Source organism: Arthrobacter sp. zg-Y919, from assembly GCF_030142045.1.
Lineage (GTDB): Bacteria > Actinomycetota > Actinomycetes > Actinomycetales > Micrococcaceae > Arthrobacter_B.
Genome location: NZ_CP126242.1, coordinates 1915057 through 1934817 on the forward strand (window position 1 = coordinate 1915057; position 19761 = coordinate 1934817).

The window sequence follows — 19761 nt, forward strand, 5'->3', positions numbered from 1 at the left end:
CTTGAGGGTTATAGTTATGTCAAGTAATCCATTACTTGAGACGCTATGGGGGTTCCGCTGCTTCCGCAAATACCGGCCCCGCGTGTCGGAGGATTCTTTCCCCGCAACCCTGTGATGTCATCCATGACGGCCCGTCGATATGCCTGTGGATATCCCCGGTGGATATGCCCGGTCACCGCGTGACCGGCCGGTCGGGAGTGCTCACATCATAGACCGCCACCGGAGGATCTGTTGGCTTCATTTTCAGGAGCGCCTCGAGTACCCGCGCCTTTGCCTCGTTGGCATCGGCACTCCCCCAGAATACCGTCTGCCCGCTGTTGAGCTTCAGTTCCACCGAGTCCACGGTCTGCGCGGAAGCGTTCTCCAACCGGGCAAGAACCTCGGGCGGCAGCGCCGCCAGAACGGCCGTAATGCTCGGGAAAACGTTGGCATTGACTGCCTCGCTCCCACCCGCAATCAGCGGAAGCGCTACTGCGGCGCGGTCCGCAGCCATGGCCAGGTGCCGGCCCTCCTCGTCGATGAGGACATGGGTCCCGCCTTCCTGAAGCACGGCAACCGGAACACGTTCGGTGATCGACACCACCAGGGTGGACGGCGGCTGGGCGGCCACCTCGATTCCGGCTATCTCCGGACGGTACTTCAGCAGGTTCTCCACATCCGCGTCCGAGATGGTGGGCAGGGTCTGCCCCTTCAACGGCTCCAATGCCGCTTCGGCCTGATCCCGCGGCAGCAGGGAGGTTCCCTCGACCACCACGGTCTTCAGTGCCAGTGCGGGCGAAAAGAAGAGCAGCACAAAAAACAGCACTGTGACCAACAACGCGGAGCCCACCGTAATCCAGGCAACCCTGCGCCTCCGCCGGCGCGGCGGCTCGGGAAATGCCAGGACAGTTCCAGCCGTGCCGCCCCGGCCACTCCCGGCGACGTCGGCTCCGGTGCTCTTGGCAGCGGCAGGCTTGGTGACTGCAGTCTTGCCCGCAGCCTTGCCAGCAGATTTAGCAGCAGCGGGCTTCGCAGCGGCAGCCTTCTTCGCAGACGTTCCAGCGGACTTGGTTCCCGCAGCAGCCCTGCCCGCCGACGCTCCCCCAGCCGCCTTCGCACCGGCTGCCTTGGACGCGGCATCCTTCTCCCCTGCGGCCTTGGTTCCGGCTGCCTTGGTTCCGGCGGCCTTCGTTCCGGCGGCCTTGGTTCCGGCCGCCTTGGTCCCGGCACCATCCGAACGTCCCGCCGGCTTTACGGCAGGCGTACCCGCGCTCCCGGCAGGCTGGTCTTCCGGATCCAGGGCACGGGTAGCCGTAATGATGTCCTCATCGCCGCTGGACCGCTTCCTACCGGCCATCGGAGGCTTTCCCGGCAGGGGTGGCCGTGCGGGCCGGTGCGGCGGCCAGGCGGGCAACCAGCTCGGCCCCCAGCGCCGTAACGTCGCCGGCACCTACCGTGAGGATGATGTCTCCGGCAGCGGCGCCGTCGGCTACGCGTGCCACGGCCTCACCGGGACTCCCGGCATAGCCGCCGGGGGTGTTCAGGCGGGACGTGATCAGTTCGCTGGTCACGCCTTCGATGGGGTCTTCCCGGGCCGGATAGATGTCCAGGACGGTGGCGGTATCCGCCAGATCCAGGGCAGCGGCAAACTCGGCCGCGAAGCTGCGCGTCCGGCTGAAGAGGTGCGGCTGGAACAAGACGTGCACCCGGTGTCCGCCGGCGACGGTGCGCGCGGCTTTCAGGGCTGCGTTCACCTCGGTGGGGTGGTGCGCGTAGTCGTCGAAGACCTGCACACCGCGGGCGGTCCCCCGGGATTCGAACCGCCGGGCGGCACCGGAGAAGGTGCCCAGTCCCGCCGCGGCGGTCTGCGGATCCACACCCAGTTCCAGGGCGACGGCAAAGGCGGCAGCGGCGTTGAGGATGTTGTGCGTGCCGGGTACCTGCAGGACAAGCTCGGCTTCGGCTCCGCGGCCGTCCACCGTGTAGTGCAGGATGCTGGCCGACCCCGCGCCGGCCGGCCGCGTATCCGATACGCGGACATCCGCACCGTCCGCGTAGCCGTAGGTGGCCACGCGCACTCCCGGAGAGCGTTCCACGAGGCTGACCGCACCGGCGTCGTCGGCGCAGGCAATGAGGAGACCGTCCGCCGGCAGCAGCGCAGCGAAGGCATCAAAGGAGGCGAAGACCGCTTCCTCCGTGCCGTAGTGGTCCAGGTGGTCCGCCTCGACATTGGTGACCACGCTGATCCGCGGGGTGTAGTTCAGGAAGGAGCCGTCGGACTCGTCGGCTTCGGCCACGAAAACCTGGCCGGTTCCGTGTGCGGCGTTGACTCCGAGCGCGGCAACATCCCCGCCGATGGCGAAGGACGGATCCAGGCCGGCTTCACGAAGCATCACGGTAACCATGGCCGTGGTGGTTGTCTTGCCGTGCGTACCGGCCACAGCCACCAGGTCCTGCTCCCCCATGGCGGCGGAAAGCGCTACGGAACGGTGGATGACCCGCAGGCCCCGGGAACGAGCCTCGGCAAGTTCCGGGTTCTGTTCGCGGATGGCTGTCGAGACCACTACGGTATCCGCGTCCGCAACATGGCCGGCGTCGTGCCCCACGAAGACGGTGGCACCCAGTTCCTCGAGGGCACGCAGTCCCGGAGAGTCCTTGGAGTCCGAGCCGGAGACCGGAATGCCCTGGGCCAGCAGCACCCTGGCGACGGCGGACATGCCGGCACCGCCGAGTCCGATGAAGTGGACCTGTCCCAGATCGCCTGGATTCAGCCGGTTCATGCCTTAGCCCCATCGCTTGCTTCGAGGATGAATGCAGCCATCCGCTGGTCCGCGTCACGGATGCCCAGCGCCGCCGATGCTTCCGCCATTGCTTCCAGTGCGGGCGCGTCGGCCAGCAAAGGTATCAGCCTGTCGGAAATCCACTCGGCTGTGAAGAGGGAATCTGAAACCGTCAGTGCCCCGCCGGCTGCCACCAGGGCTTCGGCGTTGAGGGCCTGCTCGCCGTTGCCGTGCGGCAGCGGAACCAGGACGGCGGGAAGACCCACTGCACTGATTTCGCAGACCGTTCCTGCCCCGGAACGGGCCAGCAGCAGGTCGGCAGCCGCGTAGGCCTGTTCCATGCCGTCCACGTACTCCACCTGGGTGTAGCCGCGCGCCGCGATCTGCTTCCCGTCCGCGTCCACCAGGGACTTGCCGCGGCCCGTGATGTGGAGGGTCTGGATACCGGCCGCTGCCAGCGCCGGGAGGGCATGCTCGACGGCCCGGTTGATGCTCGCAGCGCCGGAGGAGCCGCCGGTCACCACCAGTGTGGGGCGGTCCTGCTCGAGTCCCAGCGCCGACCGTGCCGTGCTCCGGGCCGCCGCGCGGTCCAGTGAGGAAATTTCCCTGCGCATCGGCATGCCCACCCAGGTGGCCCGGGGCAGGCGGGTGGATTCGAAGGCGACGCCGGTCACGGCAGCGAACCGGGCACCTACCCGGTTGGCCAGCCCGGGACGGGCGTTGGCTTCATGCACGATCACGGGAAGCGAGCGGCGGCGGGCTGCCAGGTACACGGGCGTGGAGACGTAGCCGCCCACACCCACGACGACGTCGGCCTGCGCGGAGTCCAGGATCTCTCCTGCCTGCCGGACGGCGCGTACCAGCCGGCCGGGCAGCTTCGCCAGGTCCCCGGAGGGACGGCGCGGCATGGGGACCCGGTCAATGGTGGCCAGCTCATAACCCGCTGCCGGAACCAGCCGGGTTTCCATTCCGGAGGCGGTGCCCACCACGGTGATGCGGGCATCGGGGCGGCGGGCCCTAACGGCGTCGGCAATGGCCAGGAGGGGGCTGATGTGCCCGGCTGTGCCGCCTCCGGCCAGGACTACGGACAGGGGATGCTGCGTCATGGAGCTGTTGATTCACTTTCAGGGATTTTGCGGGCAAAGGAAAGCAGGACGCCGACGGCGGCAAGCGTGAAGGTCAGGGAGGACCCGCCGTAGGAAATGAACGGCAGCGGAACGCCGATGACCGGCAGCAGCCCGGTGACCATGGCAATGTTGACTGAGGCCTGGCCGATGATCCAGACCAGGACCGCGCCGCAGACGATGCGGATGAACGGATCGGTGTGGCGCATGGTGACCCGGACCGTGGCGACGGCAAGGACGGCAAAGAGGCTGACCACCACAAGCGTCCCCAGCAGGCCGAACTCTTCACCGATGATGGCGAAGATGAAGTCGTTGTGGGCTTCGGGGATCCAGTTCCATTTCTGCCGGCTCTGCCCGATGCCCACCCCCAGCCACCCGCCGGAAGCCAAGGCATACATGCCGGCGTTGGCCTGATCGCAGAGGCCCGTGGTGCAGTCAAGCTTCAGCCAGGCGCTGATCCGGCTGGACCGGTTGCTGCTGACCAAGGACATCAGTACCGCACCGGCGGCTGCTCCGCCGGCGAGGACACCCAGGAACCGCAGCGGAGCTCCGGCGAAGAACAGGGCTGCGACCATGATCATGCCCATCACGATCACCGTGCCAAGGTCGCTTCCCAGCATGACCAGCAGGATCAGGATTCCGCCGCCCGGAACCACGGGGATGAGCGCGTGCTTCCACTCGTTGATCAGCCGTCCCTTGCGGGAGAGCACGGCGGCGAACCAAATAGCCATGGCCAGCTTTGCCGCCTCCGACGGCTGACCCGTGATGGGACCGATCTCGATCCAGTTCTTGTTGCCGTTGACTTCCTTACCGATCGCCAGCACCAGGATGAGCAGGAAAATGGCAAACCCGTACAGCGGCCAGGCCAGGAAACGGTACTGGGAAGGCCCCAGCCGCGAGAGTCCCAGCATCGCCACAACGCCTACGGCGGCGAACATGGACTGCTTCAGGAACAGGTCGAAGGTCGTCGCCGCTCCGGCGTCGCTTCCGGCTGCGGCGGCGATGGACTCCACCGACGACGCCGAAAGCACCATCATGAGGCCGATGGCCGTCAGTGCCAGGGTGGCGCCGAGGATCGTGTAATAGCTGGAGCCGGTGGCGCGGCGGCCGCTCCCCTCGAGGAAAACGAGGAAGCGTTCAAGGCGCGACGCCGGTTTGCCCGTGGAAGCAGCGGCGTCCGGGTCTGCGGCTGCGGATTTCCCGGCGGGCTTTGCGGTGGCTGGCTTACCGGCTGGCTTACCGGCGGCCGGGCCGGCTTTCGCTGTCACCGCGCCCGTCCCGGTGGCGCCGGTGGCCGCAGGGTTCCGGCGCAGAACCGGTTTGCGCTTGCTGCCGGTGGGCGTGGTGACCAATCTAGGGCTCCTTTGGAGTCTGTGCCTGTCCCGGTGCCTGCTGTTCACTCACATACCCTGCAACGGCTTCGATAAAAGCCTCGCCGCGGTGGGCATAGGAAGTGAACTGGTCCATGGACGCTGCTGCCGGCGCCATCAGCACGGTGTCTCCTGCTTCGGCCACTTCGGCCGCCGCAGCCACGGCCCGGACCATGATCTCTTCGGCGCTGGTGACGGGTGCCGCCAACTGCTGTTTTCCAGTTTGCTCCCCCAGTGCGTGGAGAACCGGCACATCGGGGGCGTGTTGCGCCAGCGCGGCCTGGAGATCGGCGCTGTCGGCACCGATCAGCACGACGGCCTTGAGCCGGCCGCGGTGTTCGGTCACCAGATCGTCATAACTGACGCCTTTGGAGAGGCCCCCGGCAATCCAGACAACGCTGGTGAAGGCAGCCAGCGACGCCGAGGCGGCGTGCGGGTTGGTGGCCTTCGAGTCATTGACCCAGAGAACGTCATTGAGGTGGGCCACGGGCTGGATCCGGTGGTCGCCGGGTGAGTAGGCGCGCAGCCCGTCGCGGACCGCTGCCGGTTCGACGCCGTAGGCACGCACCAGCGCGGCGGCGGCCAGCGCATTGGCCACCATATGCCGGGGAGCGTACTCCCCCAGGTCCGTCATGGCCGCCAGTTCGGCGGCGGAATCCTTGCGCTGCTCGATGAAGGCGCGGTCCACGAGCAGTCCTTCGACCACTCCCACCATGCTGACCGCCGGCACGCCGGTGGTGAAACCGACCGCCCGGCAGCCTTCCACAACGTCGGCTTCCTCGACCATGTGCTCGGTCTCGTACTGTTCGGCGTTGTAGATGCAGGCAACCTGCGTGTTTTCGTAGATCTTGGCCTTGTCGGCCACGTAGGCCTCGTAGGACCCGTGCCAGTCGACATGGTCCTCGGCAATGTTGAGGCACACGCTGGCCAGCGGGGACATGGAGTAGGTCCAGTGCAGCTGGAAGCTGGAGAGCTCCACTGCAATGGCGTCGTAGCCTTCCGGATCCCGGATGGCGTCCAGGATCGGGGTCCCCACGTTGCCTGCCGCGATGGCACGCAGCCCGGCGGCGCGGAGCATGCTTTCAGTCATGGAGACGGTGGTGGTCTTGCCGTTCGTTCCGGTGATGGCCAGCCATTGGGCGGTCTTGCGGCCCTCGCGGATGCGTACCCGCCAGGCCAGTTCGACGTCTCCCCAGACCGGAATGTCCGCTGCCGCGGCGGCGGCCAGGACCGGGTGGGTGGGCCGGAAGCCGGGAGACGTCACGACAAGGTCGGGGGCGGCGCCGTCGACCTGCGGAAGCGTGGCCACGGCGTCGCTTCCGAGCAGGATGTCGGCTGCACCGACGATCCGGAGGGTGTCGGCCTTGGCGCGGTTTTCCGCGGTGTCCCTGGCATCAACAACGACAACCCGGGCACCGAGTTCAATCAGGGTATCCGCCGCGGAAAACCCGGAGAGGCCGATGCCGGTGACGACGACGCGCAGGCCCGCCCAGTCAGCGTCCCAGGTGGTCAGTTCGGCCAGTGGAGCGCTCAACTTCCCACCACCCATTCGGCGTAGAAGATGCCCAGGGCCACGGCGACGCAGAGGCCTGCGATGATCCAGAACCGGACCACCACGGTGACCTCGGCCCAGCCCTTGAGTTCAAAGTGGTGCTGCAGCGGTGCCATCTTGAAGACGCGCTTACCGCCGCTGAGCTTGAAGTAGCCCACCTGGATGATGACCGAAAGGGTGATGATCACGAACAGGCCGGCCAGGATGATCAGCAGCAGTTCGGTCCGGGAGAGGATGGCGAAGGCCGCGATGGCGCCGCCGATCGCCAGGGAGCCGGTATCGCCCATGAAGATCTTCGCGGGTGAGGTGTTCCACCAGAGGAAACCGATGAGGGCTCCGGCCATGGTGCCGGCCAGCAGGGCAAGATCCATCGGGTCGCGGACTTCGTAGCAGACGCCTTCTGCGCCGGGTGAGCCGCAGCTCTGGTTGTACTGCCAGATCCCGATCAGGAAGTAGGCGCCGAACACCAGCACGGATGCACCCGCAGCCAGCCCGTCGAGTCCATCGGCCAGGTTCACGCCGTTGGTGGTGCCGGTGATGATGATCAGGGACCAGATCACAAACAGCACCGCGCCGAGCACGGCGCCCGCGAAGGCAAAGTCGACGCCGGTGTCCCGGATGAAGGAGACCGCCGTCGACGCCGGAGTCCGTCCCTCACTGTTGGGGAACTGCAGGGCCAGCACGGCGAAGGTAATACCCACGGCGGCCTGCAGGATGATTTTTGCCTTGGCATTCAGGCCCAGGCTGCGCTGCTTGGAAATCTTGGTGTAGTCGTCGATGAAACCGACCATCCCCATGCCCACGGTGAGGAGCAGGACCAGCAGTCCCGACGCCGTCGGGCTGAAGGTTCCGAAGCCCAGCATGCCGCTGATCAGGTGGGTGAGGAAATATGCGGCAACCACGGAGGCCACAATGACGGCACCGCCCATGGTGGGCGTGCCGCGCTTGGTGTGGTGCGAGGTGGGGCCGTCGTCGCGGACAAACTGGCCGTAGCCCTTCCGCACCAGGAAACGGATGAACAGGGGTGTTCCGGCAAAGGCAAAGACCAGAGCCAGCGAAGACCCTACAAGCAGGGAGATCACAGGTTGTCTCCGGTCCTTTCGGTACGCGCCGGCGTGGACGCCGGATCAGTTACTGCGGACGGTGGTACAGGGGACAAGGCTATCCGATCGCCGAGGTAGCGCAGGGCCGCCCCGTTGGAGGATTTGAACAGGACAAGGTCGCCGGGGGCCAGGGATTCCTGGAGGATGCGCTCGGCGTCCTCCGCCGTCTCCACAAAGGTGGATTCTTCTCCCCAGGAACCTTCCATGACCGCGCCGGTATGCATGGCACGGGCACCGGTGCCCACAACAATGAGTTTGGAAATATTCAACCGGACCGCGTAGCGCCCGATGGCGTCGTGCTCGGTGACAGCGTCCTCGCCCAGCTCCAGCATTTCTCCGAGCACGGCCCAGGTGCGCCGTTCCCGGCCCAGTTCGGCCAGGGTGCGCAGGGCTGCACGCATGGATTCGGGGTTGGCGTTGTAGGCATCGTTGATCACGGTGACGCCGTCGGCGCGGTCGGTCCGTTCCATGCGCCAGCGGCTCGCTGCGGCGCGGCCGGACAGGCCTGCGGCAATCTGCTCCCCCGGGATGCCGGCCGCGTAGGCGGCGGCAGCGGCGGCCAGCAGGTTCGCCGTGTGGTGGGCTCCGATGAGTCCGGAACGGATCTCGTGCCGGCTGCCGTCGGGCAGCAGCAGTGTGAAGACGGGACGGCCCTCGGCGTCGGTCCGGGCATCGAGCGCGCGGACGGCGTTCTTTGCCCCGTGTGCGGCCTCGGGAGACGAGGTGAAGTACAGGACCGGAGCTTCGGTGCGGTCGGCCATGGCGGCAACCCGCACGTCGTCAGCGTTCAGGATGGCTGTGCCGTTGGCAGGCAGCGATTCAACGAGTTCGCCCTTGGCGACGGCGATGTTCTCCACGCCGCCGAACTCACCGGCATGTGCGGAGCCGACAAACAGGACAACCCCGATGTCCGGCTTCACCATGTCCGCGAGGTAGCGGATGTGCCCGATTCCGGTGGCACCCATTTCCATCACCAGATAGCGGGTGCCGTATCCGGCGGTGAATACGGTCAGCGGAAGACCCACCTCGCCGTTGTAGGAACCCACCGGTGCGACGGTGGGGCCCGCCTCGGTCAGGACGCCGGCCAGCAGGTCCTTGGTGGTGGTCTTTCCGGCCGAGCCGGTGATCCCGATGACGGTCAGTTCACCGTGGGCGCGGAGCCGGCGGACGATCTCCGCGGCCAGCATGCCCATGGCAGCAACGACGTCCGGAACCATCACGGCCGGGTAGAGCCCGCCGTCGTCGTCGGACACCGGCCGTTCCACGAGCGCCAGCATGGCGCCGCGGGCAAAGGCAGCGCCCACAAAGAGGTGGCCGTCGGAGTTCTCTCCTGGCTTGGCGATGAAGAGCGTGCCCTGCACGGCAACGCGTGAATCCGTGGTGGCCGAAGTCACGACGAGACCGGGAGTCTGCGCGGCCGGGCCGATCAGCCCGCCGCCTGTAATTGCCGCTATTTCGGCTGCATTAAGTTCAATCATGACGATTTAGGACTCTACCCCGTCGCTGGAAAGGGCAGTGAATCCGTATCTTGTCAAAGCCTGCCGCAGTTCCACGCGGTCATCGAGGGCAAGGTTCTCCCCCATCACTTCCTGCCAGACTTCGTGTCCGCGGCCGGCCACCAGGACCGTGTCCTGCGGGCGTGCCAGTTCCACGGCGCGGTCGATCGCTGCGGCCCGGGGTGCCACTTCTTCGATGACGCACGGCAGGCCTTCGCCGGATTTGGCGGCTTCGGCGCCGCGCAGCACGTCGGCCCGGATGGCGGCCGCGTCCTCGCCGTGCGGGTCATCGTCGGTGACTACGACGACGTCGGCCAGGCGGGCCGCGATGGCCCCCATCAGCGGGCGCTTGGTCTGGTCCCGCTCACCGGTGGCACCGAAGACGACGATCACCCGGGCGTCGCCGCCCGGACGGCGCACGGACGCGAGGGTGCGGGTCAGCGCATCGGGGTTGTGGGCGAAATCAACTATGGCTGCCGGCTCCTCGCCGATCAGCTGCATGCGGCCGGGCACCTCGACCGTGAACGGGTCGTGTTCCGCCAACGCGCGCTGGACGGTATCCGTTGGTACGCCGGAGGCCAGCACCATCACGGTGGCCAGTGCGGCGTTGGACACATTGAAGGTGCCGGGCAGGGCGGTGGAGACCCGCAGCTGCTCCCCTTCGGGGCCGCGGAGCGTAAAGGAGTGTCCGAGTCCGCGGGGCTCAACGTCCGTGACGGACCAGTCAGCGCTGCGGCCGGTGCCGTCGGTGGCCAGGGTCAGGACGGGTACCCCCGCCCGGGCTGCCATCTTCGCTCCCCAGTCATCGTCCACCGTGACGACGGCCCGGCGGGCGCGGTCCGGCTGGAACAGTGCTGCCTTGGCGGCAAAGTACTCCTCCATGGATCCGTGCAGGTCCAGGTGGTCCTGGGTCAGGTTCGTGAACCCGGCGACGTCGAAGCGGACGCCGTCCACGCGGCGGTACGTGATCGCGTGGGAGGACACCTCCATCGTCGCCGCGTCCAGGTTCCGCTCACGCATCAGGGCCAGCAGCCCATGCACCTGCGGCGACTCGGGCGTGGTCAGCACGCTGGGAATGGCTTCTCCGCCGGCGAGGATCTCGATCGTGCCGATCAGTCCGGTGGTACGCCCCAGCGCCTGCAGGAGCGAGTTCACGAAGTAGGAGGTGGTGGTTTTGCCGTTGGTACCCGTGATCCCGAACAGGGTGGGCCGGGGCCCCTCCGCGGGAACGCTGTTGAAGACGGCAGCGGCCAGCGGACCCACCAGCCGGCGGACCTCCCCGGCAACGAAGACTGGAATATGCAGGCCGGACAGATGCGCCAGCCCTGCCTCGTCGGTCAGGACCGCCGACGCTCCGGCGGCTTCGGCCGCACCTGCGAAGCGTGCGCCGTGGTGCCGGGCACCGGCAACGCCCACATACAGGTCGCCGGGGAGCACCTCACGGGAATTGATGGTGAGTCCCGTGAGCTCCGTATCCCAGGCTGCTTCCGCCGTGCCTGCGGCAGGTGCAACGTCCCGCAGCTGCGCAGGCAGTGCCTGCACCGCGGCGCGCACGGTCACCGGATCAACGGCACCGGGGCGGAGACCGGATCCGGTGGGCTGGTTTTCACTTATTGGCACTTCAATGCTCCAGGAATTAGTACTCAATGGGGTAGGTCACAGGCTGACCGGTGGAGGGCGGGACGTTGTTGCTGACGAGCGTCTGCTCCATGACCTTCTGGAAGGACTGGCCCGGAATGATGTAGTAGAGGTCGCCCTGGGGCCGCTGGAGGGTCACCACAACCACGTACTTCGGATCGTCCATGGGTGCAATACCAGCATAAGAGAGGGTGGAGCCTGAATAGCCGCCGTTGGGACCGGGGGCTTCAGCCGTACCGGTCTTGGAACCGACCCGGTACTGCTTCAACTCCCCTGTCTTGCCGGAGCCGTCCTTGGTGACCGTTTCCATCATGTGCTGGACCTGCTCCGCAGTGTCCTCGGAGACCACCCGCGTACCCGGTTCCTTTTCCACCGGCTGCTCGGTGCCGTCCTCGGTGATGACAGAGTCGATGATGCTCGGCTGGATGCGCACGCCGTCGTTGGCAATGGTCTGGTAGACGCTTGCCGTATGCAGCGCTGTCTGTGTCAGGCCCTGGCCGAAGAGAACGGTGTACTGCTGCCGTCCGTCCCAGGCGTCGGGTTCCGGCAGCAGGCCAGCGGTCTCACCGTTCAGCCCGACGTTCAGCGGCTGGCCGATCCCGAACTTCCGGAGCCAGTCGTACCGCTCCTGCGGCGTCAGCTGCTGCCCGACCATCACCGTTCCGGTGTTCATGGACTTTGCCAGCACACCGGCCACGGTCATGTGGACGGTCCCGTGCGGAACGGCGTCCTTGAAGGTCTGGCCGTCAACGGTGTAGGTGGGTTCGATCTCCAGCCGTGTTTCGGGGGTGGTGAGACCCTGCTCAATGGCGGCCGCCATGGTGATGACCTTGGTGGTGGAACCGGGCTCGAAGAAGTCGGTGACGGACCGCGCCTTGCGGGACTCCGCCGGTGTTGCCCCGGGGTTGTTCGGATCCACCGTGGTGGATTCCGCCAGGGCAATCACGCGTGCCGTGTCCGCCTCCATCACAACGATGTTGCCCCACTCGGCTTCGTATTCCTCCACCTGCGCCGCAATGGTCTGCTGGGCGAACCACTGGAGATCCTGGTCGATGCTCAGCTTGATGGACTCTCCGTCGTGGACGGGTACGTCCTCGTTGGTGGCGTACGGGATGCGGATGCCGTCACCGCCGATTTCGTAGGTCTTGCTCCCTGCTTCGCCGGCGAGGATTTCGTCCTGCGTCAGTTCGAGGCCTTCCTGGGCGCCCTCCGTGCCGAGGAAGCCCACGATCGATCCGGCCACTGAGCCCGAAGGGTAGGTCCGCAGGGTGGTCCGGTCCGCGTAGATTCCCGGGAACTTGACGGCCAGGACTTTTTCCTTGGTTTCGGGGGTGACCGTCTTGGCCACAAAGTTGAAGCCCTTATCGCCCAGCAGTGCCGAGCGCAGGGTACCCGTGTCCTGGCCGAGGATCACCGAGAGTTCCTCGAAGGCCTGGTCGAAGGTGACCTCCTGGAGTTTGCCTTCGGCGTCGCGGCGCTTGAACTTCTCGTCGATGTCCTGGGACAGCCGCTGGTCCACCACAATGTCGAACCGCTCAACGCTTCGGGCCAGGTAGTTGCCCTTGGAATCGAGGATGCTTCCCCGCAGCGCCGGTACCGAAACGGTGACGAGCCGGTTGTCCACGGCGCTCTGCGCCATGCCGTCCGGGTCCAGTGCCTGCACATGGAAAAGCTTCAGCCCCAGGATGGTCAGCACTGCCAGGGCTAGGATCAGTCCGGCGCGCAGCCGCCCGGTAACGATGGCCACCCTGTGGTTGTCCGGGCCGGATGTTTGTGCCACAACGTGTCCTCGATTATGCCTAAAATTCGATGCCTGTCGGCCTGGATCAGTTTCCGCTTCGCTGTACCGGTGCGGGGATGGTGCCGCCGTTCAGTTCCGCTTCTGAGTTTTCCTCCGGGGCTGCCTCAGGGGCTGCCTCGGGGGCGGCCTCCGGTGCCGGTGCCTCCACCGGGGCGGGGGGCATGGCTGCTGCCGCTGCACGTGCAGCGGCTTCTTCCTGCTCCTCGACCGCCCTCACCGTATCCCGGGGTTCCTCCGCAGCCACGGACGGCGCGGGCATAATCGGCTGTGTCAAAACACTCGGCGCACCGATCAGCAGCTTCGCGGGATCGCCTTCCTTGGCTGCTTCCGGGCTGCCTGTTACGGCCAGGGTCTTGAGGTCGATCGTGCCGAAGCTGGGTGAGGAAACCATTCCCAGCTTCACGGCCGCGGCGGCCAGCACCTGGGGTGCCTGGTGGTTTTCGATTTCCTGGGTCAGGGCTTCGTTGCGCTGGGCCAGTTCGGCTTTCTCGCCCTGCAGCTGCACAAGCTCGTACTGTCCGCTGGATACCGAAATGTTGAGCAGCAACACCGAGGCCAGACCCAGCACGAGGGCGGCAAAGCAGAAAACGGCGAAGGGGGCGCGACGGCGGCGGGCCGCGGCGGGGACCAGCGACAACGGAGTGCGCCGCCGGACAGCGGGGGCCTCCTGCGGCGCGGCCGTATCCCAGTCCAGGGCACGCGCAGCGTTGCCCTCGAAGGCCGGTGCGGCAGCTCCGGTGCGGAAGCGGGCCGGAGGCCGAAGTTCACTCATTATTTCCTGGTCCCGTCCATGGGTTTGCGGATTCGTTCTACTGCGCGGAGCTTGGCGGAGGCTGCCCGGGGATTCTCTGCGATTTCCTCGTCCGTGGGCACCTCGGTGCCCTTGGTCAACCGCTTGAGCTGGGCCTTGTGTTGTTCAAGTTCAACGGGGAATCCCTTGGGCGCAGAGGACTGTGCACCAGCCGCGAAGACGCCCTTGACGATTTTGTCTTCCAGCGAGTGGTAGGACATCACCACGACGCGGCCGCCCATGTTGAGCACTGACAACGACGCCGGTATGGCCCGTTCGAGGACATCCAGCTCCTCGTTGACCTCGATGCGCAGGGCCTGGAAGGTCCGCTTGGCCGGGTGCCCACCGGTCCGTGCGGCTGCCGCCGGAACGACGCCCCGGATGGCCTCGACGAGTTCGCCGGTGGTGGTGAAGGGCTTTGCGGCGCGTGCCGCGACAATGGCCGAGGCAATGCGTCCTGCGAACTTTTCCTCGCCCCATTTACGGATAATGCCGACCAGCTCGGCTTCGCCGTAAGTGTTGACGACGTCTGCAGCGGTGCGTCCGCGGGTGGTGTCCATCCGCATGTCCAGGGGTGCGTCGTAGGAGTATGCGAAGCCCCGGTCACGCTCATCGAGCTGGAGCGAGGAAACGCCCAGATCGAACAAGGCGCCGTCGATGCCGTCGAAGCCAAGGTCGGTCACGACGTCCGCAATCTCGTCGTACACCGCGTGGACCAGGTCGATGCGGTCCGCGAAGGGCTCCAGCCGCTTACCGGCCAGTGCCAGGGCCTGACGGTCCCGGTCAATTCCGATCACGTGAAGCTGGGGGAAACGCTGCAGCATGGCTTCGCTGTGCCCGCCCATGCCCAAGGTGGCGTCCACCACCACGGCGCGGCCATGCTCTGCAACAGCGCGTTCGATGGAAGGAGCCAGTAAATTGATGCAGCGGTCGCGCAGCACCGGAACATGCCGTTCCTCGGTGGGGCGCTCTTCGCTCATCTGAGGCTTCCTTCCGTTCATTATGTTGTCTGCCCTGCAGCCGGTTCTTGAATCAGACCCCCATCCGCGCCTCACCGCTGCGTTCCCGCCTGGCTCCGGGGAAGGGAAGCCAGGTGGACCGCGGTGGGGCGGCGGGAGATCTCATCCAAGACCCGGCCCCGCCTGGGCCTGGTCATGTATTGGTACTGCTAGAAAATTCCGGGAATCGCGTCTTCGTCAGTTTCCGAGAACGCGGTTTCCTGTTCCGCCAAGTAGTTCTGCCAAGCGGTTGCATCCCAGATCTCAGCGCGGGTGCCGGCACCAATCACCACCAGCTCGCGTCCGAGTCCTGCGTACGACCTCAGTGCCGGAGGAATGGTTACCCGGCCCTGCTTGTCTGGAACTTCGTCAGAGGCTCCCGAGAGAAAGACCCGAATGTAATCCCGCGCCTGGCGGGAGGAAAGTGGAGCTTCCCGCATCTGGTCGTGGACCCGTTCGAATTCCTTCTGGCTGAAGACGTAGATGCAGTGCTCCTGGCCCCTGGTCAAGACCAGGCCGTCGGCCAGTTCCTCGCGGAACTTGGCCGGCAGGATCAGCCTTCCCTTCTCATCGAGGCGCGGTGAATGCGTTCCTAGGAACATCACGCACCGCCCTGTCTGATTCGGGGAAAACCCCTCGAGTACCGCCCCTACCCTCTTATGTCCCCCACTTTACTCCACTTCCCTCCACAGTCAACGCTTTCGCCGCCCGGATTCCGGGCGCGTCGGTTTCGAAAACCGCAGGCTGGTGCGGATCGGGCCGGGTGGGGAGAAGTGGAGGGATCACGGCGTCGGACATTCACCGGGGAAAGGAGTCCGAGCACGCCCGGAAACAAAACCGGACACAAAAAAGGACCCGTCGAAACGGATCCGTTTTTGGAGCTGTTAAGCCCGGTGGGGCAGCCTGTCTACGGCTGGTCGCGTTTGCGCTCTTCCCACTTGTTCTCCAGGTTGTTCATAAAGCCGCGCTGCGAACTGGACTCGCGTTCCTTGCGCCCGTCTGCGGCTTTGGGTGGAGTCTTCCGGCCGCGGGTGGTTGCGTAGTAGACCCCTGCCCCCATGATAAGGAATCCCAGGACACCGACCGGGATGCCCGCTTCCGTTATTCCCAGCAGCAGCACCGCCAATCCCGCAATGGCCAGCAACGCGCCGAGGACTATGCGCCTCGTCGAGATCCCACGGCCAGCGGACGTCGCCATTGAGTTCGCGAATTTCGGATCTTCGGCGTGTAGTTGCTGCTCCAGTTGATCCAGCAAGCGCTGTTCGTGTTCCGACAGTGCCATTGCTGCCTCCTTGCCGTCCGGTTGTGCCCCTGTAAACCAACCAACGAACGTATAGCGCCGAATGTTCCCCGCGCGGGCCCGCTGCTGCTTTGCACTTAGTCCAAGGATAGGTGGCAACCCGTCCGCACGAAAGCGGCCCGTCTACGTATTGGGCCGGGTACGCCCGCCGCCTGCCCCAGGAGGCGGACCCGCATCGGAAGATAAGCCCGGCAGCTGGTCCGGTTCCGTCGGGGACTTCCGCTGGGACGGGGCGATGAGCCGCGCGGGCATCACTCCAAGTTCACCGAAGCGCCGGTTGATCCGGTCCAGTGCATCCTCGGCCGAGCGCCAGCTGTCTTCCCGCCCGTCCAGGGTCAGCTGCATCGACGCGCCCTCGGCGGACTCAAGCTGTTCCGCCCGCAGTCCAATCAGCCGAACACTCTGGGGCCGCGGCCCCAGGGCCGTCAGCAAACCCTTGGCAGTCTCATAGATCATCTGCGCGCTGTCGACCGGCTCGCGCAGCGTACGCGTCCGGGTGAGCGTAGTGAAGTCGGCGTAGCGGAGCTTCAGGGAGACCGACCTGCACTGGAGGCCCGCCGCCCGCAGCCGGACCGCGCTGCGGTGTGCAAGGCGAAGCAGTTCCGTATGCAGCACCTCATCGTCGCTGACGTCGGAGGCGAAGGTTTCTTCGGCACCGATGCTTTTCTCCCGCCGAACCGGAGTCACCGTCCGGGAATCCCGGCCCCAGGACAGCTCATAGACGTGGTCCCCCACTGCCCCGAGCAGCCGGCGGAGCACCGAAGGCGGAGTATTCGCGACGTCCGCCACCGTAGCGATGCCGACCCTGGCCATCACCTCGCGGGTTTTGGCGCCAACGCCCCAGAGGGCGGAAACATCAAGGGTATGGAGGAACTCCACGGTCTGTTCCTTGGGGACCAGCAACAACCCGTTGGGCTTGCACCTGGTGGACGCAATCTTCGCCACGAACTTGGTGGCGGCAATGCCGACGCTCGCCGTCATGCCCAGTTCAGCAGCCACCCGCTTCCGGATGAGCTCTCCGATGACGCGCGGTGGACCGAGCCTGCGCATGGACCCCGCAATATCGAGGAACGCCTCGTCAACGCTCAGCTGTTCAACCAGCGGGGTGATGGATTCGAAGATCTGCATCAGCTGGCCGGAATACGTCCGGTAGACGTCCTGGTGCGGCTCCAGGACCACTGCCTGCGGGCACTGCCTGCGGGCAACTGCCATAGGCATGGCGGAGCGCACGCCGTACCGCCTCGCTTCATAGGATGCCGACAGAACCACGGAGCGGCCGCCCAGCCCGCCCACGATGACAGGCTTGCCGATCAGGTCCGGGCGCTTCAGCAGCTCGACGGAGACATAAAAGGCATCCATGTCCACGTGCATTATGGTGCAGTCGCGGTTGCCGCTGCCGGCGTCGGGACCATTACTCACTCCCTTATCGTAGCCAGCCCCGCCCCCTTACCGCGCCCCCGTTGGAAGCCCGGTTCTTCGGAGCCCTAACCATCCCCGTGGAACCGGGTCCGGTTCCCCTAGACTGGGTGGCAGGACCCTGCCCCCCACCGATGTGGAACACGATGAAAAAGACCCTCACGACGCTCTCTGCCGCGGCCCTGATCCTGGCAGCCACTGGATGCACCACCGGCACGGAGGAAGGCGGCGACTTCCCTTCCACCGCCGGTTCGCCTGCGGCCTCGTCCGCTGCCTCCGGGACGGCAGGCTCCCCCACGGCGTCGCCCGTTGCCCTCGCCGAGGGGTTCCCCTCCAACCTCATCCCGGTTATGGAGGGTTCGGATCTCCTTTCAAGCACGGTCGACCGCAGCGGCGCCACCCTCACCGCCGTCCTGGTCGAGTCTTCGGACGCACCAGCCGCCGAGATCCTCGCCTTCTACGACGCCAAACTCGTCGCACAGGGTTTCACGGCCGCTGAGGCCGCACCGGGGTCCCCCGCTTCCCGGGACTACGTCCGCACCGGGAGCGGCGAACCGGAAACGGTAAACATCACCACCGTGGCAAAGGACGGAGGCAAGGCAACGGTGACAGTCGGCGCCTCAGTCCTCGCAGAAACGGTGAAGTAGCCGTGCCAGCCACTCCGCTCGAATCCGCACAGCAGGAACAGATGGCGTACCGCGGCCTGCTTGCCGCCGAGCTAGAAGATTTCCTGGCAGTCCAGGGAGACGTCCTGACCGGGGTTTCCCCGGAAGCACAGCCGCTGCTGGAGGCCGTTCATAACCTGGCCCGCGGCGGCAAGCGGCTCCGCGCACTTCTCGCCTATTGGGGCTGGCGCGGCGCCGGGGGTAACGCGCTGGATCCGGAAGCCGTCCGGGCGGGGGTGGCACTGGAACTGTTCCAGACCGCCGCACTGATCCACGACGACATTATTGACCGGTCCGACACGCGCAGGGGCGGTCCGAGCGTCCACCGCACGTTCGCCCTGGCACACGCCCAGTTCCAGTGGCATCTGGACGGACCCCACTTCGGTTCCTCCGCTGGCATCCTTGCCGGCGATCTGTGCCTGTCCCTCAGCGAGGAAATGTTCTCGGCCGTCGGCCCGAGGGCAGCGCACGGCACCGAGGCTCGGCGGATCTTCAACCGGATGCGCACCGAGGTCATGGCTGGGCAGTACCTGGACATCCGGGAAGAGGTGGCAGGCCCCGGCTACGATCCCGAGCACGCCGTCGTGCGGGCTCTGAACATCCTCCGCTACAAATCCGCCAAGTACACGACTGAGCACCCCCTGGGTCTGGGTGGCGCCCTGGCCGGCGCGGACGCGGAACTCCTCTCCGGATATTCCCGCTTCTCCCTCCCGCTGGGTGAAGCGTTCCAGCTGCGCGACGACGTCCTGGGTGTATTCGGAGATCCACTCACCACAGGCAAGCCGGCCGGAGACGATCTGCGCGAAGGGAAGCGGACGGTCCTGATCGCCTATGCATTGTCCGGTGGCGGCGAGAACGTCCGGAAGGAGATGACGGCCCTGCTCGGGGATCCAGACCTGGACGACGACGGCGTGGAACACCTTCGCGGGATCATTGTGGATACCGGGGCGCTGGCGGCAACCGAAAAACTCATCGCGCAGCATACGGACGCAGCGTTCTCTGCTCTCTCCGCGCTTCAGGTGGACGATATCTCCCGGGCCGCCCTGGATGCGCTGGCCCACTCGGCCGTCAAACGCAGCGCCTAGCCGATCCGGCCCCGGCGCCTGAAGACCCGTAGAGAAAGAGGGAGCCGGCCGTCATGGACGGCCAGCTCCCTCTTTATCAGTGCGGGTGGATACTGCTACCAGCCCAGCGCCTGGGCGCGGCGGCGGATCTCTGTCTTGCGTCCCTCACGGAGCGCGTCCACGGGGCGGCCCGGCAGGGTGTCGTCCGCCGTAAAGAGCCAGCGGATCATTTCCTCGTCGTGGTAGCCGGCGTCGTCGAGCACCGAAATGGTGCCCTTCAGACTGTCCAGGACGGATCCATCGGCGATAAAGGCAGCGGGGATGCTGCGGATCTTCCGCTCGCCGAGGCGCACAGCCACCAGGGCGCGCTCCTCCAGCAGGCTATGCACCTTGTTAATAGGGAGATCAAGTTGTTCAGCCACATCGGGCAGGGTCAGCCAGTCGGAAACGAGTTCCTCGAGTTCATTCACCCTTCAAGGGTGCCACGTCCGGGGCGCCGCGGGCCACTTGGCCGTTCGGCAACCGAACTGAAACACAAAATGACCTACTCAGGTATTGTGCCGCTGCCTGCTTAGTGTAAATTCACATGAGTACCTTAAATCACATGAGTAACTAACGCATCAGTAGTAACAGAAACAACATAAGTAACACCTGTCCCATTACTTGTTTTTAATCCAAAGGATTT

General features: G+C 66.0%; 17 protein-coding genes. 2 read left to right on the forward strand and 15 right to left on the reverse strand.

Going from position 1 to position 19761, the window contains the following annotated elements:
• Positions 1-172 precede the first annotated feature (172 nt).
• The 14 genes from QNO10_RS09055 to dinB form a co-directional block, all read right to left on the reverse strand.
• A complete protein-coding gene (locus QNO10_RS09055) occupies positions 173-1336 on the reverse strand; it encodes a cell division protein FtsQ/DivIB (protein WP_229947556.1) in 1164 nt (387 codons plus the stop codon).
• The gene (gene murC / locus QNO10_RS09060; RefSeq protein WP_229947554.1) at positions 1326-2759 is read right to left on the reverse strand and encodes a UDP-N-acetylmuramate--L-alanine ligase; all 1434 of its coding nucleotides are present in this window, start codon (positions 2757-2759) and stop codon (positions 1326-1328) included. Before murC ends, QNO10_RS09055 begins: the two co-directional genes overlap by 11 nt.
• Positions 2756-3865, reverse strand: coding sequence for an undecaprenyldiphospho-muramoylpentapeptide beta-N-acetylglucosaminyltransferase (gene murG, locus QNO10_RS09065; protein ID WP_229947552.1), 1110 nt, complete (start codon positions 3863-3865; stop codon positions 2756-2758). Before murG ends, murC begins: the two co-directional genes overlap by 4 nt.
• Positions 3862-5235 (reverse strand): putative lipid II flippase FtsW, encoded by a 1374-nt coding sequence (gene ftsW / locus QNO10_RS09070; protein WP_229947550.1) that lies wholly within the window; start codon positions 5233-5235, stop codon positions 3862-3864. The genes murG and ftsW overlap by 4 nt, the downstream gene beginning before the upstream one ends.
• Before the next feature lies 1 nt (position 5236).
• Positions 5237-6802, reverse strand: coding sequence for a UDP-N-acetylmuramoyl-L-alanine--D-glutamate ligase (gene murD / locus QNO10_RS09075; RefSeq protein WP_442860243.1), 1566 nt, complete (start codon positions 6800-6802; stop codon positions 5237-5239).
• Positions 6784-7887, reverse strand: coding sequence for a phospho-N-acetylmuramoyl-pentapeptide-transferase (gene mraY / locus QNO10_RS09080; RefSeq protein ID WP_229947546.1), 1104 nt, complete (start codon positions 7885-7887; stop codon positions 6784-6786). The genes murD and mraY overlap by 19 nt, the downstream gene beginning before the upstream one ends.
• The gene (locus QNO10_RS09085; protein WP_229947544.1) at positions 7884-9386 is read right to left on the reverse strand and encodes a UDP-N-acetylmuramoyl-tripeptide--D-alanyl-D-alanine ligase; all 1503 of its coding nucleotides are present in this window, start codon (positions 9384-9386) and stop codon (positions 7884-7886) included. The genes mraY and QNO10_RS09085 overlap by 4 nt, the downstream gene beginning before the upstream one ends.
• A gap of 6 nt (positions 9387-9392) precedes the next feature.
• Positions 9393-11018, reverse strand: coding sequence for a UDP-N-acetylmuramoyl-L-alanyl-D-glutamate--2,6-diaminopimelate ligase (locus tag QNO10_RS09090; RefSeq protein ID WP_442860245.1), 1626 nt, complete (start codon positions 11016-11018; stop codon positions 9393-9395).
• Between the two features lie 22 nt (positions 11019-11040).
• On the reverse strand, positions 11041-12822 hold the full coding sequence (locus tag QNO10_RS09095) for a peptidoglycan D,D-transpeptidase FtsI family protein (protein WP_229947541.1): 1782 nt from the start codon (positions 12820-12822) through the stop codon (positions 11041-11043).
• 46 nt (positions 12823-12868) lie between these two features.
• On the reverse strand, positions 12869-13615 hold the full coding sequence (gene ftsL / locus QNO10_RS09100; protein ID WP_229947539.1) for a cell division protein FtsL: 747 nt from the start codon (positions 13613-13615) through the stop codon (positions 12869-12871).
• Positions 13615-14613, reverse strand: coding sequence for a 16S rRNA (cytosine(1402)-N(4))-methyltransferase RsmH (gene rsmH / locus QNO10_RS09105; RefSeq protein WP_229947537.1), 999 nt, complete (start codon positions 14611-14613; stop codon positions 13615-13617). The genes ftsL and rsmH overlap by 1 nt, the downstream gene beginning before the upstream one ends.
• Before the next feature lie 188 nt (positions 14614-14801).
• A complete protein-coding gene (mraZ, locus tag QNO10_RS09110; RefSeq protein ID WP_229947991.1) occupies positions 14802-15233 on the reverse strand; it encodes a division/cell wall cluster transcriptional repressor MraZ in 432 nt (143 codons plus the stop codon).
• Between the two features lie 305 nt (positions 15234-15538).
• A complete protein-coding gene (locus tag QNO10_RS09115; protein ID WP_229947536.1) occupies positions 15539-15913 on the reverse strand; it encodes an SCO2097 family morphological protein in 375 nt (124 codons plus the stop codon).
• Between the two features lie 141 nt (positions 15914-16054).
• Complete coding sequence (dinB, locus tag QNO10_RS09120; RefSeq protein ID WP_283995871.1) at positions 16055-17350, reverse strand: DNA polymerase IV; 1296 nt, start codon at positions 17348-17350, stop codon at positions 16055-16057.
• A 143-nt stretch (positions 17351-17493) separates the two neighbouring features.
• Between dinB and QNO10_RS09125 the strand changes: the two genes are divergently transcribed.
• Both QNO10_RS09125 and QNO10_RS09130 read left to right on the forward strand, forming a co-directional pair.
• Complete coding sequence (locus QNO10_RS09125; RefSeq protein WP_229947534.1) at positions 17494-17994, forward strand: hypothetical protein; 501 nt, start codon at positions 17494-17496, stop codon at positions 17992-17994.
• A 41-nt stretch (positions 17995-18035) separates the two neighbouring features.
• Complete coding sequence (locus tag QNO10_RS09130) at positions 18036-19097, forward strand: polyprenyl synthetase family protein (RefSeq protein ID WP_229947987.1); 1062 nt, start codon at positions 18036-18038, stop codon at positions 19095-19097.
• A 95-nt stretch (positions 19098-19192) separates the two neighbouring features.
• Here the strand turns inward: QNO10_RS09130 and QNO10_RS09135 are convergent, their stop codons facing one another.
• Positions 19193-19546: an Rv2175c family DNA-binding protein gene (locus QNO10_RS09135; protein ID WP_229947532.1), complete on the reverse strand. Its 354-nt coding sequence runs from the start codon at positions 19544-19546 to the stop codon at positions 19193-19195.
• Positions 19547-19761 lie beyond the last annotated feature (215 nt).

Excerpts from the sequence above, each read along its gene's own strand:
- QNO10_RS09055 (WP_229947556.1), bottom strand. The coding sequence starts at position 1,336 with ATGGCCGGTAGGAAGCGGTCCAGCGGCGATGAGGACATCATTACGGCT.
- murC (WP_229947554.1), bottom strand. The coding sequence starts at position 2,759 with ATGAACCGGCTGAATCCAGGCGATCTGGGACAGGTCCACTTCATCGGA.
- murG (WP_229947552.1), bottom strand. The coding sequence starts at position 3,865 with ATGACGCAGCATCCCCTGTCCGTAGTCCTGGCCGGAGGCGGCACAGCC.
- murD (WP_442860243.1), bottom strand. The coding sequence starts at position 6,802 with ATGGGTGGTGGGAAGTTGAGCGCTCCACTGGCCGAACTGACCACCTGG.
- QNO10_RS09085 (WP_229947544.1), bottom strand. The coding sequence starts at position 9,386 with ATGATTGAACTTAATGCAGCCGAAATAGCGGCAATTACAGGCGGCGGG.
- ftsL (WP_229947539.1), bottom strand. The coding sequence starts at position 13,615 with ATGAGTGAACTTCGGCCTCCGGCCCGCTTCCGCACCGGAGCTGCCGCA.
- rsmH (WP_229947537.1), bottom strand. The coding sequence starts at position 14,613 with ATGAGCGAAGAGCGCCCCACCGAGGAACGGCATGTTCCGGTGCTGCGC.
- mraZ (WP_229947991.1), bottom strand. The coding sequence starts at position 15,233 with ATGTTCCTAGGAACGCATTCACCGCGCCTCGATGAGAAGGGAAGGCTG.
- QNO10_RS09115 (WP_229947536.1), bottom strand. The coding sequence starts at position 15,913 with ATGGCACTGTCGGAACACGAACAGCGCTTGCTGGATCAACTGGAGCAG.
- QNO10_RS09125 (WP_229947534.1), top strand. The coding sequence starts at position 17,494 with ATGAAAAAGACCCTCACGACGCTCTCTGCCGCGGCCCTGATCCTGGCA.
- QNO10_RS09130 (WP_229947987.1), top strand. The coding sequence starts at position 18,036 with ATGGCGTACCGCGGCCTGCTTGCCGCCGAGCTAGAAGATTTCCTGGCA.